This is a genomic window from Streptomyces sp. NPDC059455 (genome assembly GCF_042750115.1).
GTDB classification, from domain to species: domain Bacteria; phylum Actinomycetota; class Actinomycetes; order Streptomycetales; family Streptomycetaceae; genus Streptomyces; species Streptomyces endocoffeicus.
Genome location: NZ_JBHYVB010000062.1, coordinates 17,902 through 32,866, shown reverse-complemented (window position 1 = coordinate 32,866; position 14,965 = coordinate 17,902). Strand labels below are relative to the sequence as shown.

12 protein-coding genes are annotated in these 14,965 nt (G+C 70.3%); 4 read left to right on the top strand and 8 right to left on the bottom strand.

Annotation, left to right across the window (positions count from 1 at the left end; all coding sequences use genetic code 11):
• Positions 1-19: 19 nt before the first annotated feature.
• Genes tal through pgl form a run of 4 tightly spaced genes read left to right on the top strand, consistent with a single transcriptional unit; the run spans position 20 to position 4,608 of the window.
• The gene (gene tal / locus ACFXB5_RS22780) at positions 20-1,138 is read left to right on the top strand and encodes a transaldolase (protein ID WP_385210766.1); all 1,119 of its coding nucleotides are present in this window, start codon (positions 20-22) and stop codon (positions 1,136-1,138) included.
• A gap of 4 nt (positions 1,139-1,142) precedes the next feature.
• A complete protein-coding gene (zwf, locus tag ACFXB5_RS22775) occupies positions 1,143-2,666 on the top strand; it encodes a glucose-6-phosphate dehydrogenase (protein WP_201853479.1) in 1,524 nt (507 codons plus the stop codon).
• Positions 2,663-3,829 carry a glucose-6-phosphate dehydrogenase assembly protein OpcA gene (opcA, locus tag ACFXB5_RS22770; RefSeq protein ID WP_385210764.1) on the top strand — a complete coding sequence of 389 codons (1,167 nt, stop codon included), beginning with the start codon at positions 2,663-2,665 and terminating at the stop codon, positions 3,827-3,829. The genes zwf and opcA overlap by 4 nt, the downstream gene beginning before the upstream one ends.
• Positions 3,826-4,608: a 6-phosphogluconolactonase gene (gene pgl / locus ACFXB5_RS22765; protein ID WP_385210761.1), complete on the top strand. Its 783-nt coding sequence runs from the start codon at positions 3,826-3,828 to the stop codon at positions 4,606-4,608. Before opcA ends, pgl begins: the two co-directional genes overlap by 4 nt.
• 76 nt (positions 4,609-4,684) lie before the next feature.
• Here the strand turns inward: pgl and pgi are convergent, their stop codons facing one another.
• The 8 genes from pgi to ACFXB5_RS22725 form a co-directional block, all read right to left on the bottom strand.
• Positions 4,685-6,337 carry a glucose-6-phosphate isomerase gene (gene pgi / locus ACFXB5_RS22760; RefSeq protein WP_385210811.1) on the bottom strand — a complete coding sequence of 551 codons (1,653 nt, stop codon included), beginning with the start codon at positions 6,335-6,337 and terminating at the stop codon, positions 4,685-4,687.
• Positions 6,338-6,388: 51 nt separating this feature from the next.
• Positions 6,389-7,627 carry an MFS transporter gene (locus ACFXB5_RS22755; RefSeq protein WP_385210758.1) on the bottom strand — a complete coding sequence of 413 codons (1,239 nt, stop codon included), beginning with the start codon at positions 7,625-7,627 and terminating at the stop codon, positions 6,389-6,391.
• A 158-nt stretch (positions 7,628-7,785) separates the two neighbouring features.
• Complete coding sequence (locus ACFXB5_RS22750) at positions 7,786-8,121, bottom strand: RNA polymerase-binding protein RbpA (protein WP_009718803.1); 336 nt, start codon at positions 8,119-8,121, stop codon at positions 7,786-7,788.
• Positions 8,122-8,340: 219 nt separating this feature from the next.
• A complete protein-coding gene (secG, locus tag ACFXB5_RS22745) occupies positions 8,341-8,568 on the bottom strand; it encodes a preprotein translocase subunit SecG (RefSeq protein ID WP_014059875.1) in 228 nt (75 codons plus the stop codon).
• Positions 8,569-8,681: 113 nt separating this feature from the next.
• Positions 8,682-9,458, bottom strand: coding sequence for a triose-phosphate isomerase (gene tpiA / locus ACFXB5_RS22740; protein WP_385210756.1), 777 nt, complete (start codon positions 9,456-9,458; stop codon positions 8,682-8,684).
• Positions 9,459-9,463: 5 nt separating this feature from the next.
• Entirely contained in the window at positions 9,464-10,666 is a 1,203-nt protein-coding gene (locus ACFXB5_RS22735; RefSeq protein WP_385210753.1) for a phosphoglycerate kinase, read from the bottom strand.
• An 83-nt stretch (positions 10,667-10,749) separates the two neighbouring features.
• Positions 10,750-11,754, bottom strand: a complete 1,005-nt coding sequence (gap, locus tag ACFXB5_RS22730; RefSeq protein ID WP_037949670.1) for a type I glyceraldehyde-3-phosphate dehydrogenase — start codon at positions 11,752-11,754, stop codon at positions 10,750-10,752.
• Between the two features lie 176 nt (positions 11,755-11,930).
• Positions 11,931-14,897 carry a M14 family zinc carboxypeptidase gene (locus tag ACFXB5_RS22725; protein WP_385210750.1) on the bottom strand — a complete coding sequence of 989 codons (2,967 nt, stop codon included), beginning with the start codon at positions 14,895-14,897 and terminating at the stop codon, positions 11,931-11,933.
• Between the last annotated feature and the right edge of the window lie 68 nt (positions 14,898-14,965).

The window sequence follows — 14,965 nt, the reverse complement described above, 5'->3', positions numbered from 1 at the left end:
GAGTAGGAGAACACACCCCATGACAGACGCACTCAAGCGGCTGGCCGACGAAGGCGTCGCGATCTGGCTCGACGACCTCTCCCGCAAGAGGATCACCTCCGGCAATCTGGCCGAGCTGATCGACCAGCAGCATGTCGTAGGCGTCACCACCAACCCGTCGATCTTCCAGAAGGCGATCTCCGGCGGCGACGGCTACCAGCAGCAGGTGGCCGACCTCGCGGTCCGCGGGGTCACCGTCGAGGAAGCCGTCCGCATGATCACCACGGCGGACGTCCGCGACGCGGCCGACATCCTCCGGCCGGTGTACGACGCGACCGGCGGCCAGGACGGCCGGGTCTCCATCGAGGTGGACCCGCGCCTGGCCCACAACACGGCCGCCACCATCGCCGAGGCCAAGCAGCTGGCCTGGCTGGTGGACCGGCCCAACACGTTCATCAAGATCCCGGCGACCGAGGCAGGGCTGCCCGCGATCACCGAGGTGATCGGCCTGGGCATCAGCGTCAATGTCACGCTGATCTTCTCCCTGGAGCGGTACCGCGCGGTCATGGACGCCTTCCTGGCCGGTCTGGAGAAGGCCAAGGCCGCGGGTCTCGACCTGCAGAAGATCCACTCGGTGGCGTCCTTCTTCGTCTCCCGCGTGGACACCGAGATCGACAAGCGCATCGACAAGCTCGGCACCGATGAGGCCAAGGCGCTGCGCGGCAAGGCCGCCGTCGCCAACGCCCGCCTCGCGTACCAGGCGTACGAAGAGGTCTTCAGCTCCGACCGCTGGGCCGTCCTGGACCGGGCGAACGCCAACAAGCAGCGTCCGCTGTGGGCCTCGACCGGTGTCAAGGACCCGGCGTACAAGGACACCATGTACGTCGTGGATCTGGTCGCCCCCGGCACCGTCAACACCATGCCGGAGGCCACCCTGGAGGCGGTCGCCGACCACGGCGAGATCAGCGGTGACACCGTGCGCGGCACGTACGAGCAGGCCAAGGCCGACCTCGACGCGCTGGCCGGGATCGGGATCTCCTACGACGACGTCGTCCAGGTGCTGGAGGACGAGGGCGTCGAGAAGTTCGAGTCCTCGTGGAACGACCTGCTGAAGTCCACCGAGGCGGAGCTCAAGCGCCTCGCACCCTCGGAGGCGTGAAAACGTGAGCAGCAGCAATCCGCTGCGTGACCCACGAGACCGGCGGCTCCCGCGCATCGCGGGGCCGTCCGGCCTCGTGATCTTCGGCGTCACGGGCGACCTGTCCCGTAAGAAGCTGATGCCGGCCATCTACGACCTGGCCAACCGCGGGCTGCTGCCCCCGGGCTTCTCACTCGTCGGCTTCGCCCGCCGCGACTGGGAGAACGAGGACTTCGCCCAGGTCGTGCACGACGCGGTCAAGGAACACGCGCGGACCCCGTTCCGCGAGGAGGTCTGGCAGCAGCTGGCCGAGGGGTTCCGCTTCGTCCCCGGCGTGTTCGACGACGACGAGGCGTTCGTCCGGCTGCGGGCGACCATAGAGGAACTCGACAAGGCGCGCGGCACCGGCGGCAACTTCGCCTTCTATCTGTCGGTCCCGCCGAAGTTCTTCCCCAGCGTCGTCCAGCAGCTCAAGAAGCACGGGCTGTCGCACGGACAGGGCGACTCCTGGCGGCGCGCGGTCATCGAGAAGCCGTTCGGCCACGACCTGAAGAGCGCCCAGGATCTCAACCAGGTCGTCCACGAGGTCTTCCGGCCCAGTGACGTCTTCCGGATCGACCACTACCTGGGCAAGGAGACGGTCCAGAACATCCTGGCGCTGCGCTTCGCCAACACGATGTTCGAGCCGATCTGGAACCGGTCGTACGTCGACCATGTACAGATCACCATGGCCGAGGACATCGGCATCGGCGGGCGCGCGGGCTACTACGACGGCATCGGCGCGGCCCGCGACGTCATCCAGAACCACCTGCTGCAGCTGCTCGCGCTGACCGCCATGGAGGAGCCCGCCTCCTTCGACGCGTCCTCCCTGGTCACCGAGAAGCTGAAGGCGCTCAGGGCGGTCAAGCTGCCCAAGGACCTGGGCAAGCACACGGTGCGCGCCCAGTACGCCCCCGGCTGGCAGGGCGGCGAGGAGGTGCACGGCTACCTCGAGGAGGAGGGCATCGACCCCCACTCGAAGACCGACACCTACGCCGCGATCAAGCTGGAGATCGACAACCGCCGCTGGGCGGGTGTCCCCTTCTACCTGCGCACCGGCAAGCGGCTGGGGCGGCGGGTCACCGAGATCGCGGTGGTCTTCCAGCGCGCCCCGCACTCCCCCTTCGATACCACCGACACCCAGGAGCTCGGGCAGAACGCCCTGGTCATCCGGGTGCAGCCGGACGAGGGCGTCACCATCCGGTTCGGCTCCAAGGTGCCCGGCACCTCCATGGAGATCCGGGACGTGACGATGGACTTCCAGTACGGCGAGTCCTTCACCGAGTCCAGCCCCGAGGCGTACGAGCGGCTGCTGCTGGACGTCCTGCTCGGCGAGGCGAACCTCTTCCCCCGCCATGAGGAGGTCGAGCAGTCCTGGCGGATCCTGGACCCGATCGAGGAGTACTGGGACCAGCACGGCAGGCCCGAGCAGTACACCTCCGGGACCTGGGGGCCGAAAGCCGCGGACGAGATGCTCGCACGAGACGGACGGAGCTGGCGGCGGCCATGAACATCGATCTCACGGACACCACGTCCAGCCGGATCAACTCCGCTCTGGTCCAGGCACGCAGGGCCACCGGCACCCCGGCCGTGGGCATGGTGCTCACCCTCGTCATCGTCACCGACGAGGGCAACCACTACGACGCGCTGCGGGCGGCGAGCGAGGCGTCCAAGGAACACCCCTCGCGCACCCTGGTCGTCATCAAGCGGCCGGGCCGGTCGCCGCGCGACCGCAAGATGGCCCGGATGGACGCCGAGGTGCGGGTCGGCGGCGAGACCGGCACCGGCGAGACGGTGCTGCTGCGGCTGCACGGCGAACTCGCCAACCACGCCTACTCGGTGGTCCTGCCGCTGCTGCTGCCGGACGCCCCGGTGGTGGTGTGGTGGCCGGAGGACGCCCCTGAGCACCCCGCCGAGGATCTGCTCGGGAAGCTGGCCCAGCGCCGGATCACCGACGCCCAGGCCACCGAGGACCCGGTGGCGTCCCTGGGGCTGCGGGCCGCGACCTACACCCCGGGCGACACCGATCTGGCGTGGACCCGGATCACCCCGTGGCGCAGCGTCCTGGCCGCGGCCCTGGACCAGCGGCACTCCTCGATCACCTCCGCGGTCGTCGAGGGCGAGGCGTACAACCCGAGCAGCGAGCTGCTCGCGCTGTGGCTCGCCCAGCGGCTGGGGGTGCCGGTGGACCGGCAGGTCTCGGAGGGCCCCGGGCTGACCGCGGTGCGGCTGGAGACGGCCGACGGCGTGATCTGCCTGGACCGGGCGAACGGCTCGCTGGCCGAGCTGGCGATGCCGGGCCAGCCCGACCGGCATGTGGCGCTGCAGCGGCGTGAGATGTCGGAGCTGATCGCCGAGGAGCTGCGCCGGCTGGACCCCGACGAGATCTACGAGTCGTCGGTGAAGTTCGGCGTGAGCAAGCTGGGCAAGGGCGGCGTGGGGACGCTGGAGCGGGACGCCAAGGCCGCCCCGGCGACCCAGGTGGTGCCGCCCGGCGCGGACCTGCCGCCGCTGCCGACCCGGGACCCGGAGACGCCGTCGGAGCACGCTCCGGGCTCGCCGAAGAACCCGCCGCAGGCACCGGCCCAGCCGCCGGTTCCCAAGCCCCACCCCCCGAAGTCCCAGGAGCAGAAGTCCCAGGAGCAGAAGGCGGACGGGAAGGCGGACAAATGACCGCACCACAGGTGGTCGTCCACCGCGACAAGGAGCTGATGGCCCAGGCCGCGGCGGCCCGGCTGATCACGAAGATCGTGGACGCCCAGGCCGCCCGTGGCTCGGCCTCGGTCGTCCTGACCGGCGGGCGCAACGGCAACGGCCTGCTGGCCGCGCTCGGCGCCTCCCCGGCGCGCGACGCGGTCGACTGGTCGCGGCTGGACCTGTGGTGGGGCGATGAGCGATTCCTGCCCGACGGCCATGCGGACCGCAATGTCACACAGGCCCGCGAGGCGCTGCTGGACGCGGTGGAGCTGGACCCGGCGCGGGTGCACGCGATGCCCGCGTCCGACGGGCCCCACGGCGGCGATGTGGACGCGGCGGCCGAGGTGTACGCGGCCGAGCTGGCCCGGGCCGCGCGGCCGGAGAACCACGGCGCGGTGCCGTCGTTCGACGTGCTGCTGCTCGGCGTCGGCCCGGACACCCATGTGGCCTCGCTCTTCCCCGAGCTGCCCGCCGTCCGGGAGACCGAGCGGATGGTGGTCGGGGTGCGCGGTGCGCCCAAGCCGCCGCCGGTGCGGATCTCGCTGACCCTGCCGGCGATCCGCGCGGCACGGGAGGTGTGGCTGCTGGCGGCCGGTGAGGACAAGGCGAAGGCGGTCACGATCGCGCTGTCGGGCGCCGGGGAGCTGCAGGCTCCGGCGGCGGGCGCGCGCGGCCGCCGCCGGACGCTGTGGCTGCTGGACCGGGCCGCGGCGGCGGGGCTGCCGCGCGAGCTGTACCCCCCGGCCTCGCCGTAACCCTCGAATGGCACACACACCAACCCCCGGGCCCCCGAAGCGCCCGGGGGATCGTTCATCTATGCGCCCAAGGACCTCAGCGGCCGCGCAGCGAGCGGTAGGTGGCGACCAGGTGCTCGGTGGAGGCGTCCAGACCGGGCACCTCGGCGCCCTCGGTCAGGGCGGGCTCGACGCGCTTGGCGAGCACCTTGCCCAGCTCCACCCCCCACTGGTCGAAGGAGTCGATGTTCCACACCGCGCCCTGGACGAAGACCTTGTGCTCATAGAGGGCGACCAGCTGGCCCAGCACCGACGGGGTCAGCTCATGGGCGAGGATCGTGGTGGTCGGGCGGTTGCCGTCGAAGGTCTTGTGCGGCACCAGCTCCTCGGGCACTCCCTCGGCGGCGACCTCCTCGGCGGTCTTGCCGAAGGCCAGCGCCTGGCCCTGGGCGAAGAGGTTGGCCATCAGCAGATCGTGGTGGGACTCCAACCCGGCCGGCAGGTCCTTCACGGGCCGCGCGAAGCCGATCAGATCGGCCGGGACCAGCTTGGTGCCCTGGTGGAGCAGCTGGTAGTAGGCGTGCTGGCCGTTGGTGCCGGGGGTGCCCCAGACGATGGGGCCGGTCTGCCAGCCGACGCGGTTGCCGTCCCGGTCCACATGCTTGCCGTTGGACTCCATGTCCAGCTGCTGCAGATAGTCGGTGAACCGCGAAAGATAGTGGCTGTACGGCAGGACGGCATGCGCCTGGGCCCCGTGGAAGTTGCCGTACCAGATGCCCAGCAGGCCCATCAGCAGCGGGACGTTCCGCTCCGGCGGGGCGGTGGAGAAGTGCTCGTCGACCAGGTGGAAACCGGCCAGCATCTCGCGGAAGCAGTCCGGGCCGATGGCGACCATCAGGGAGAGGCCGATGGCCGAGTCGTAGGAGTAGCGCCCGCCGACCCAGTCCCAGAACCCGAACATGTTGTCCGTGTCGATGCCGAACTCGGCGACCTTCTCGGCGTTGGTCGACACCGCCACGAAGTGCTTGGCGACGGCCTCCTGACCGGCCCCGAGCCCGGTCAGCAGCCAGTCGCGGGCGGAGACGGCGTTGGTGATGGTCTCGATGGTGGTGAAGGTCTTGGAAGCGACGATGAACAGCGTCTCGGCCGGGTCCAGGTCGCGCACCGCCTCGTGCAGATCCGCGCCGTCCACATTGGAGACGAACCGGAACGTCATCGAGCGGTCGCTGTAGGAGCGCAGCGCCTCGTACGCCATCTTCGGGCCCAGATCGGAGCCGCCGATGCCGATGTTGACAACGTTCTTGATCCGCTTGCCGGTGTGGCCGGTCCAGTCGCCGGACCTGACGCGGTCGGTGAAGACGGCCATCTTGGCGAGCACGGCGTGCACTTCGCCGACGACGTCCTCGCCGTCCGCCCTGATCTCCGCGGAGCGCGGTGCGCGCAGCGCGATGTGCAGCACCGCGCGGTCCTCGGTGGTGTTGATCCGCTCGCCGCGGAACATGGCGTCGCGCAGCTCGGCCACCTTGGTGGCGCTCGCCAGTTCGCGCAGCAGCCGCAGGGTCTCGTCGGTCACCAGGTGCTTGGAGTAGTCGACGTGGAGATCGCCGACCTGAAGGGTGAGACGGCTCCCGCGCTCCGGGTCGCCCGCGAACAGGTCGCGCAGATGAGCGTCGCCCAGCTCCTTGCGGTGTGCGGCCAGCGCGTGCCACTCCGGCAGCTGGTCCAGCCTGGTGCGGCCTTCCATGTTCATCTCGGACATCAGCCCACTTCTCGTCGGTACCTGGCCCCCGTGGCCACCAACCTAATTGATGACGGACCGCATTCCCGGAACGAGGGCCGCCACCCCGCAGACGAAGAGCGCGGCGGCCCCCAGCGCTGGGGTATTGAGCCCCCACGCCTGGGCCATCACCCCGCCCAGCAGCGCGCCGAGCGGGGCGCCCGCGATCGACAGGGTGCGGAACGCGGAGCTCACCCGCCCGAGTGCCCCGTCGGGGCTGCGCTGCTGCATCATCGTCACCTCGGTGACGTTCCAGACGATCCCCGCGAAGCCGAAGAGGCCCATGGCGGCGACCGCGACCGGCAGGCTCCGTATCGCCCCGAGGGCGACCAGGGCGCCGATCTGCGCGATGCCGCACACCACGAGGGCACGGGCGCGCCCCAGCTTCTCGGTGAGCCGGGCGGCCACCAGACCCCCGGCCACGCTGCCGATCCCGTAGACGGTGATGACGGCCGCGTAGCCGGTGTTCCCGGCGTCCAGCCAGCCGGTGATGTGCAGTACCAGGGTGGCGATGAGCGCGCCGATGCCGATGTTGCACAGCGTGGTGGAGGCGCACAGCGCCCGCAGCGTGCGATCCCGCCACAGCGCGGCCAGGCCCTCGGCGATATCGCGCCGCAGCGACCCGCCCGGCGGGCGCGGGGCCCGCTCGGGGGGTGCCGCCCCCAGTGAGGCGACCAGCGCGGCGGCGGCGAGATAGGTGACCGCGTCCGCCGCGTACGGCATCGCGGCGCCGAGGCCGAGCAGCACCGGCACCAGCGGGGCGCCCACGAACCGGCCCATGACCTCCTGCCCGGTCATCAGCCGGGCGTTGGCCCGGCCCAGCGCCCGCTCCCCCACCACGGACGGCAGCAGCGCCGTGGCGGCGTTGTCGAACAGGGTCTGGAGCGTGGTGAGGGCGAAGGCGAGGGCGAGCAGCAGCCCGATAGTGGCCCGGTCCAGCCACACCGCGACGGCGAACCCCGCCATCAGGACGGCCCGCGCGCCGTCCACCGCCCACATCGCCCGCCGCTGGTCCACCCGGTCCGCGACCGCCCCGCCGATCAGCCCGAACAGCAGCCAGGGCAGGAAGCCGCAGGCGGTCACCAGCGAGACCAGCACCGGCGAATCGGTCAGCGAGACGGCCAGCAGCGGCAGCGCCGCACCCCGCAGCGCGTCCCCGAACCGGGAGACGACCGCGGCCGCCCACAGCCGCCCGAACCCCCCGCGCCACGCGGGCCCCGCCGGTTTCCCGGCACCCACCTCACCGGCGTCCACCGCGGCCATGACGATCCCCCTCCGCCCCATGCGCCGGCCCCCGCCCGGCGGAACGGCTCCCCCGGTGATCCAGCACCCCACGACCGTAGCCCGCACCACTGACAACGGCCCGGCCGCGCACCCCTCGAAGGAGGTGCCCGGCCGGGCCGTCGTACCGCGTTGTGTGCCTAGATCTCGCCCCGGAGCTTGGCGAGTGCCTCGGCGAGGATCGCCTCGCCGTCGGCGTCGCTGCGCCGCTCCCGTACGTACGCCAGGTGCGTCTTGTACGGCTCGGTGCGCGGCGGGTCCGGCGGGTTGTCCCGGTCCTTGCCGGCCGGGAAGCCGCAGCGGGGGCAGTCCCACGTGTCAGGGATCTGCGCGTCGCTGGCGAAGCTCGGCACGGTCTCATGCCCGTTCGAGCACCAGAAGGAGATGCGCAGGCGCGGCGCCGATTCGCCTCGCTCGGCTTCTCCCATCGGCCCCGCCCCGACCCGACTTCCACGGATCGCGTTGCCACTTGCCACGGTCGTAACTCCCTGCGTGATGGTGCCGCGAAGCCTCGATTGTCAGCTTCGCCGCCCGGCGCCCCAGTCTACGTAAGGCCCAACGCGCGTCCAGTGAGAGGAGTTACACCCGTCACGGAGGACGCCATGCCATCATAGGCCGCATATGGGCCCCGCTGACGACGGTACGTCAGTTATCGGGCGTCAGCCGGGCCCCGGACGGGCCCCGCCGGCGGACCCTCAGTCGAGCTTCATCAGCAGCCCGAGCACGACGATGCAGACGAACCACAGCAGCCCGACCACCACGGTGATGCGGTCCAGGTTGCGCTCGGCGACCGAGGAGCCGCCCACCGAGGACTGCATGCCGCCACCGAACATGTCGGACAGGCCGCCGCCCTTCCCCTTGTGCATGAGCACCAACATCATCAACAGCAGGCTGAAGATGATGAGGGCGATCGAGAACCCCATGATCACAGCTGGACCAACCTTCTCGGGCTTGTACGGACGTCGGGGGCCGGACGGTGCGATTTCCGCCGCCTCGACCCCCGACAGGGTACGACGACGCGCGCGCTAGGGCCTACTCACTGGTCGCGGAAACGAACGATCTTGACGAATTCCTCCGCGTCCAGCGACGCGCCGCCGATCAGGGCGCCGTCCACATCCGGCTTGGCCATGATCGCGGCGACGTTCCCTGACTTCACCGAGCCGCCGTACTGGATCCTGACCTTGTCGGCGACCTCCTGGCCGTAGAGCTCGGCGAGCCGGCCGCGGATGGCCCCGCAGACCTCCTGGGCGTCCTCGGGGGTCGCGACCTCGCCGGTGCCGATCGCCCAGACCGGCTCGTAGGCGATCACGATGGTCTCGGCCTGCTCGGCCGGGACGTCCTTCAGGCCGCCGTCCACCTGGGCGAGGGTGTGCGCGACCTGGTTGCCCGCCTTACGGACGTCGAGGCCCTCGCCGACGCACAGGATCGGGGTGAGGTCGTTGCGGAAGGCCGCCTTGACCTTGGCGTTGCACAGCTCGTCGGTCTCGTCGTGGTACTGGCGCCGCTCCGAGTGCCCGACGACGGCGTAGGCGCACCTGAGCTTGGCCAGCATCGGGCCGGAGATCTCGCCGGTGTAGGCGCCGGAGTCATGCGCCGAGATGTCCTGGGCGCCATACTTGATCTTCAGCTTGTCGCCGTCGACCAGGGTCTGCACGGACCGCAGATCGGTGAAGGGCGGCAGCACCGCGACCTCCACGGCCTCGTAGTCCTTGTCGGCGAGCCCGAAGGCGAGCTTCTGGACGTGGGCGATGGCCTCGAGGTGGTTGAGGTTCATCTTCCAGTTGCCCGCCATCAGCGGCATACGGTCACTCACGGTGTTCAGTCCTCCAGTGCGGCGAGGCCGGGGAGCGTCTTGCCCTCGAGGAATTCGAGGCTCGCTCCACCGCCGGTCGAGATGTGGCCGAAAGCGTTCTCGTCGAAGCCCAGGATGCGCACGGCCGCGGCGGAGTCGCCGCCGCCGACCACGGTGAAGGCCGGGCTGTCCAGGAGCGCCTGGGCCACGGCCCGGGTGCCTTCGGCGTAGTCGGGGTGCTCGAAGACGCCCATGGGGCCGTTCCAGAAGACGGTGGCCGCGTCGGCCAGCTTCGAGGCGTAGAGCTTGCGGGTCTCCGGGCCGATGTCCAGGCCCTGGAGGTCGGCCGGGATCGCGTCCGCGGCGACGAGCCGCGGGTTCGCGGGGGCCTTGGTCTTCAGGTCCGGGAATTCGGGCGCGGCCGTGACATCGACCGGGAGCACGAACTCCACACCGCGCTCCTTGGCCCGGCGCAGATAGTCCTGGACCGCCGGGACCTGGTCCTCCTGCAGCAGCGAGCCGCCGACCTCGTGGCCCTGGGCCTTGAGGAAGGTGTAGGCCATGCCGCCGCCGATCAGGATGCGGTCGGCCTTCTCCAGGAGGTGGTCGATCACGCCGAGCTTGTCGGAGACCTTGGCGCCGCCGAGGACCACCGCGTAGGGCCGCTTGACGTCCTCGGTGAGCTTCTTCAGCACCGAGAGCTCGGCGGCGATCAGGTCGCCCGCGGCGTGCGGCAGCCGCGCCGGGAGGTCGTACACCGAGGCGTGCTTGCGGTGGACCGCGCCGAAACCGTCGCCCACATAGAGGTCGGCGAGGGCGGCGAGCCGGTCGGCGAAGGCGCCGCGCTCGGCGTCGTCCTTACTGGTCTCACCGGCGTTGAAGCGCAGGTTCTCCAGCAGCGCGACCTCGCCGTCGCCGAGCCCCGCCACGGTGGCCCGGGCGCTGTCGTCCACGGTGTCGGTCGCGAAGGCGACCTGCTTGCCGAGGAGTTCGCCGAGCCGCCGGGCGACCGGGGCGAGCGAGTACTGGGGGTCCGGGGCGCCCTTGGGGCGGCCCAGGTGCGAGGCGACGATCACCTTGGCGCCCCGGTCCAGGAGCTTGGTGATCGTCGGGACGGCGGCGCGGATCCGGCCGTCGTCGGTGATCGTCTCGCCGTCGAGCGGGACGTTCAGATCGGCACGGACGAAGACCCGCTGCCCGGCGACCTGAAGATCGTCAATCGTCTTCACAGGGATGACTCCTTGATCATGGATCGGGGCCCGTTACGACGGCGTCGTAGCGGGCCCCGTTTCCTAGCTCATCGGGACAGCGGTCAGAGCCGGCCGCCGACGAAGACCGTCAGGTCGACGAGGCGGTTGGAGTAGCCCCACTCGTTGTCGTACCAGCCGACGACCTTGACCTGCTTGCCCTGGACCATGGTCAGGGAGGAGTCGAAGGTGCAGGACGCGGGCCAGTTGACGATGTCCGAGGAGACGATCGGGTCCTCGGTGTACTCGAGGATGCCCTTGAGCTGACCCTCGGCGGCCTTCTGGAAGGCGGTGTTGATCTCGTCCTTGGTGACCTCGCGGTCGAGCTCCAGGACGAGGTCGGTGACCGACCCGGTCGGGACCGGGACGCGCATCGCGATGCCGTCCAGCTTGCCCTTGAGCTGCGGGAGGACCAGCGCGGTGGCCTTGGCGGCACCGGTGGAGGTCGGGATGATGTTCTCGGCCGCCGCGCGGGCGCGACGCAGGTCCTTGTGCGGGAAGTCCAGGATGCGCTGGTCGTTGGTGTACGCGTGGACCGTCGTCATCATGCCCTTGACGATGCCGAAGCTCTCGTCGAGGACCTTGGCCATCGGCGCCACACAGTTGGTGGTGCAGGAGGCGTTGGAGATGACGTGGTGGTTCGCCGGGTCGTACTTGTCCTGGTTGACGCCCATCACGATGGTGATGTCCTCGTTCTTGGCGGGCGCGGAGATCAGGACCTTCTTGGCGCCGGCGGCAAGGTGCTTGGCCGCGTCCTCACGCTTGGTGAAGATGCCGGTGGACTCCACCACGATGTCGGCGCCGAGCTCGCCCCACGGAAGGGCGGCCGGGTCGCGCTCGGCCATCGTCTTGAAGGTCTGGTTTCCCACCGTGATGGTGTCCTCGGTGTGGCTGACCTCGTGCTTCAGCCGGCCGAGGATGGAGTCGTACTTGAGCAGGTGGACCAGGGTGGCGTTGTCGGTCAGGTCGTTGACACCGACGATCTCGATGTCCGCGCCCTGCTCAAGGAGCGCGCGGAAGTAGTTGCGACCGATGCGGCCGAAGCCATTGATGCCTACGCGGATCGTCACGAACCGATCTCCTCGTTGGTGTGCCGGTCTGGACGCCGGCGAACGTGTAATGGGATGTCCCCGACCGCCTCCGACCCTACCGCTATCACGGGACGTACGTGACATTGGCATCGGCGGCCCATGACCACCGGAAAGTGGTACGGACCGCCGATTCAGTCACGATGTGTCACGCGCTGTCAACGACGCAGCGCACGTAGCGCGTCGCCCACCAGCCGGGCCCTCTGGGCGGCGTCCGGGACATGCTCCAGGCCGAATCCCAGCAGCACGGTGTCCCGGGTCGTGACGCCCGCGACGGTGTGGAACAGCTCCCGGGAACGGGACCAGTCCCCGGCGTTCGCCGGGCTGCCCTCCGGCGCCCCCCGCACCGACCACGGGCCGAGCGCGGTCTCGAAGCCCTCGGAGTCCTCGGCGGTGCCGCCGACGGTGAGTTCGGTGTCGTCCACGAAGGCGCCCCGGCCGCCGGTGCCCGGGTCGGTGACGTACGAGATGGCCAGCTCGACCTTCTTGCCCGCGTAGCCGCTCAGGTCCAGCGAGACCGGCCGCCATCCCTCGGAGGAGCCCGTCAGGCTGTTCCAGGAGCCCGTGCTGCCCTTCGCGGTGCAGCCGTCGTCGCCGGGGGTCAGGTAGTGCTTCAGGAACGGGTGCAGATTGAGCAGGAAGCCCCCCTCGCACTCGGTGGGCACCTTGGTGGAGGAGCCGCCGCCCGCGTCGGGGAGGGTGGTCCAGTCGTCCTGGCCCGCGGTGCGCGCCTCGATGATCACATGGTCGTAGCCGGGCTCGGTGTCATAGCTGAGCCGGAAGTCCAGGGCCGGTTTGTCGGCGGCGGACACACCGCCGAGGTCCACCGTGCGGGACAGCCGCATCCAGGAGTTGTCACGGTGGCCCGCGGCAGCCATCCAGTCGCCCTCATAAGGCTGGTACGGGGTGCGCGTGTTCGGGTACTCCCCCGCGCCCGCGCTGCGGAACTGGGGGAAGTCCTCGGGCGGCAGCACATCGGAGGTGACGGTGTAGGCGCCCGCGGCGTCCAGGGGGTTGCCCGGGGCGTCGCCGAGGTTCGCGCCGGTGCCCGCGAGCGCGCCGGCGCCCTGGAAGGACGTGGGCGACTTCAGGGTGAGCCGGCTGTCGGCGCCCAGGTAGTACTGGCTGAAGTCGTCGGTGTCGGCCGGTCCCACCTCGGAGCTGCCGCCCGCCCGTTCACCGGTGGTGATCAGCTTGCCGCCCTCGTTGAGGAAGTCGCGCACCGCGAGCAGGGTCGGGCCGCCGGGCCGCTCGGCGCCGGTGTACCAGAGCACGGTCTTGAAGTGGCTCAGCACTCCGAGCGCGGACGGCGCCCCCTGGGTGGCCACGTCCCAGACGGCGGCCTTACGGCCGTTGTCGGCCAGTGCCCGGGTGTACGCGGCGGTGTGCCGGGCCGGGGAGGTGCCGCCCTCCTCGGCGATCACCAGCGTGTCGGCGCGGGGCCGCTCGGCGACGGTGAAGGTGAACGGCTCACTGGCGGTCCGCTCGCCGTTCTTCGTACGACCGGAAAACCAGACCTTGACCTTCTGTCCGGGGTCCGCGCCCTTGACGGCGGCGCGGTACTGGTCGAAGCGGATGTTGTCCTCACCGCCGTAGGCCTCACCGCCCTGCCACGCCTTCAGTGGGGCGGTGTGGGTACGGCCCCCGTCCACCCGGTAGTTGAGCTTCTTGTCGCGAACGCTCTTGCGGACGGTCACCGAGACGTCCTGGTCACCGCCGCGCGCGTACGACGTGCTGAAGGCGTCCGGGGTGAAGTCCCGCGCGCTCATACCGACCGATGACGAGGGCCGGTCGGGGTGTTCGGCGGTCTCGGCGACGGAGAGCGCGAACGGGATGTTCTTGGTGAACTCCTGCGCGATCAGCTTCTCGTCGTCCGGGAAGGTGAAGACGGACGCGCAGTCGCGCGGCTGCCAGGCGTCGTCCGGGTCGACGTTGGAGGCGGTCTGACACGTCGACATCTCCGGGGTGAACATCATCATCCCGTTGACGTTCGCCGCGTGACCGTCGGCCTCGCCGTTGGTGGTGTACAGCTCGGAGGAGACCTGCGGGTGGTAGCCGGGGATCGCGGAGTGCTCCGGGGTCCCGGCGAGGGACTTGTAGAGGACGTCGTCGGGGGTCGGGGTGGCAACCTGCCAGCCGACGCCGTACAGCAGCAGTTCGGCGGCCGAGTGGTAGTTGATGCCGTAGGTGAAGCCGACGCGCTTCTCGAAGGCGTCCAGCGCCCTGGTCTCCGGCTCCGAGGCGGCGGCCGGGCCCCGGTAGGTCTCATCGGCCGGGTCGGCGGACGAACCCTCGTTGTCGTAGCCCCACTTGTAGCGGAAGTTGCGGTTGAGGTCGACACCGTCGCCCGAGGTGATCTTGCCGTCACCGTTGTTGTCGCGCAGGTTCTTGCGCCACTGGCGGTTGGCCGGGCTCTGATGCGTGTAGTCGTAGCCGTCCGGGTTGGCGGACAGCACGAACCACAGCTCCGTACGGTCCACGATCCTGGTGACGCGGTCGTCCTTGCCGTAGTTGTCGAGGTAGTAGTGCATCAGCCGGCGGGTCATCTCCGGCGTGATCCACTCACGGGCGTGCTGATTGGACATGTAGAGCACCGACGGCTTGCTGCCGTCACGGGTCTTCGCGGCGCCCTTGCTCAGCTTGAGGGCGAGGATGTCCTTGCCCTGGCCGGTCTTGCCGATGCTGACGATCTTGGTGAGGCCGGGGTGCGCCCGGCCGGTCTCGACGATCTCCTGCTTCAGCCCGCCCTCGCCGCTGTAGGGGCGGAAGACTCCGTCGCCCGCGGCCTTCAGCCGGTCGCGGCTCTGTGCGGAGACCTTCTTCTCGATGAGCCGCACGCCCTTGCCGTGCAACTCGGTGGCCTGCTTGGCGGTGAGGTAGAGCTCGACCGGGCCGGTGCCCTTGTCGGGCACCTGCCGCCCCAGCTCGGTGCCGTCCGCTCCGGCGCGGAGCAGCAGCGGAATCTGATCCTTGGTGACCTGGGCGCTCCATACGGACAGCCCGTCACCGGCGGCGTCCGGCGGCGGTTGCGCGGGGGCCGCGGGTGCCGCGGCCAGTCCCCCCAGGAACAGCGCGGCCAGAGCCACCACCGCGCCGCTCGATCTCACCGTGCGTCTGAGCTTCATGAGCCCCCCTGGCTGTCGTTCGAAGACACGCGGGTGCGCAGCGCTCCAGACTTGTCACGACACATGGT

Bases quoted from the DNA above. Each gene is read 5' to 3' on its own strand.
- ACFXB5_RS22725 (WP_385210750.1), bottom strand. From the start codon at position 14,897: ATGAAGCTCAGACGCACGGTGAGATCGAGCGGCGCGGTGGTGGCTCTG.
- opcA (WP_385210764.1), top strand. From the start codon at position 2,663: ATGAACATCGATCTCACGGACACCACGTCCAGCCGGATCAACTCCGCT.
- pgi (WP_385210811.1), bottom strand. From the start codon at position 6,337: ATGAACATGGAAGGCCGCACCAGGCTGGACCAGCTGCCGGAGTGGCAC.
- ACFXB5_RS22755 (WP_385210758.1), bottom strand. From the start codon at position 7,627: ATGGCCGCGGTGGACGCCGGTGAGGTGGGTGCCGGGAAACCGGCGGGG.
- tal (WP_385210766.1), top strand. From the start codon at position 20: ATGACAGACGCACTCAAGCGGCTGGCCGACGAAGGCGTCGCGATCTGG.
- pgl (WP_385210761.1), top strand. From the start codon at position 3,826: ATGACCGCACCACAGGTGGTCGTCCACCGCGACAAGGAGCTGATGGCC.
- secG (WP_014059875.1), bottom strand. From the start codon at position 8,568: ATGGGGTTCTCGATCGCCCTCATCATCTTCAGCCTGCTGTTGATGATG.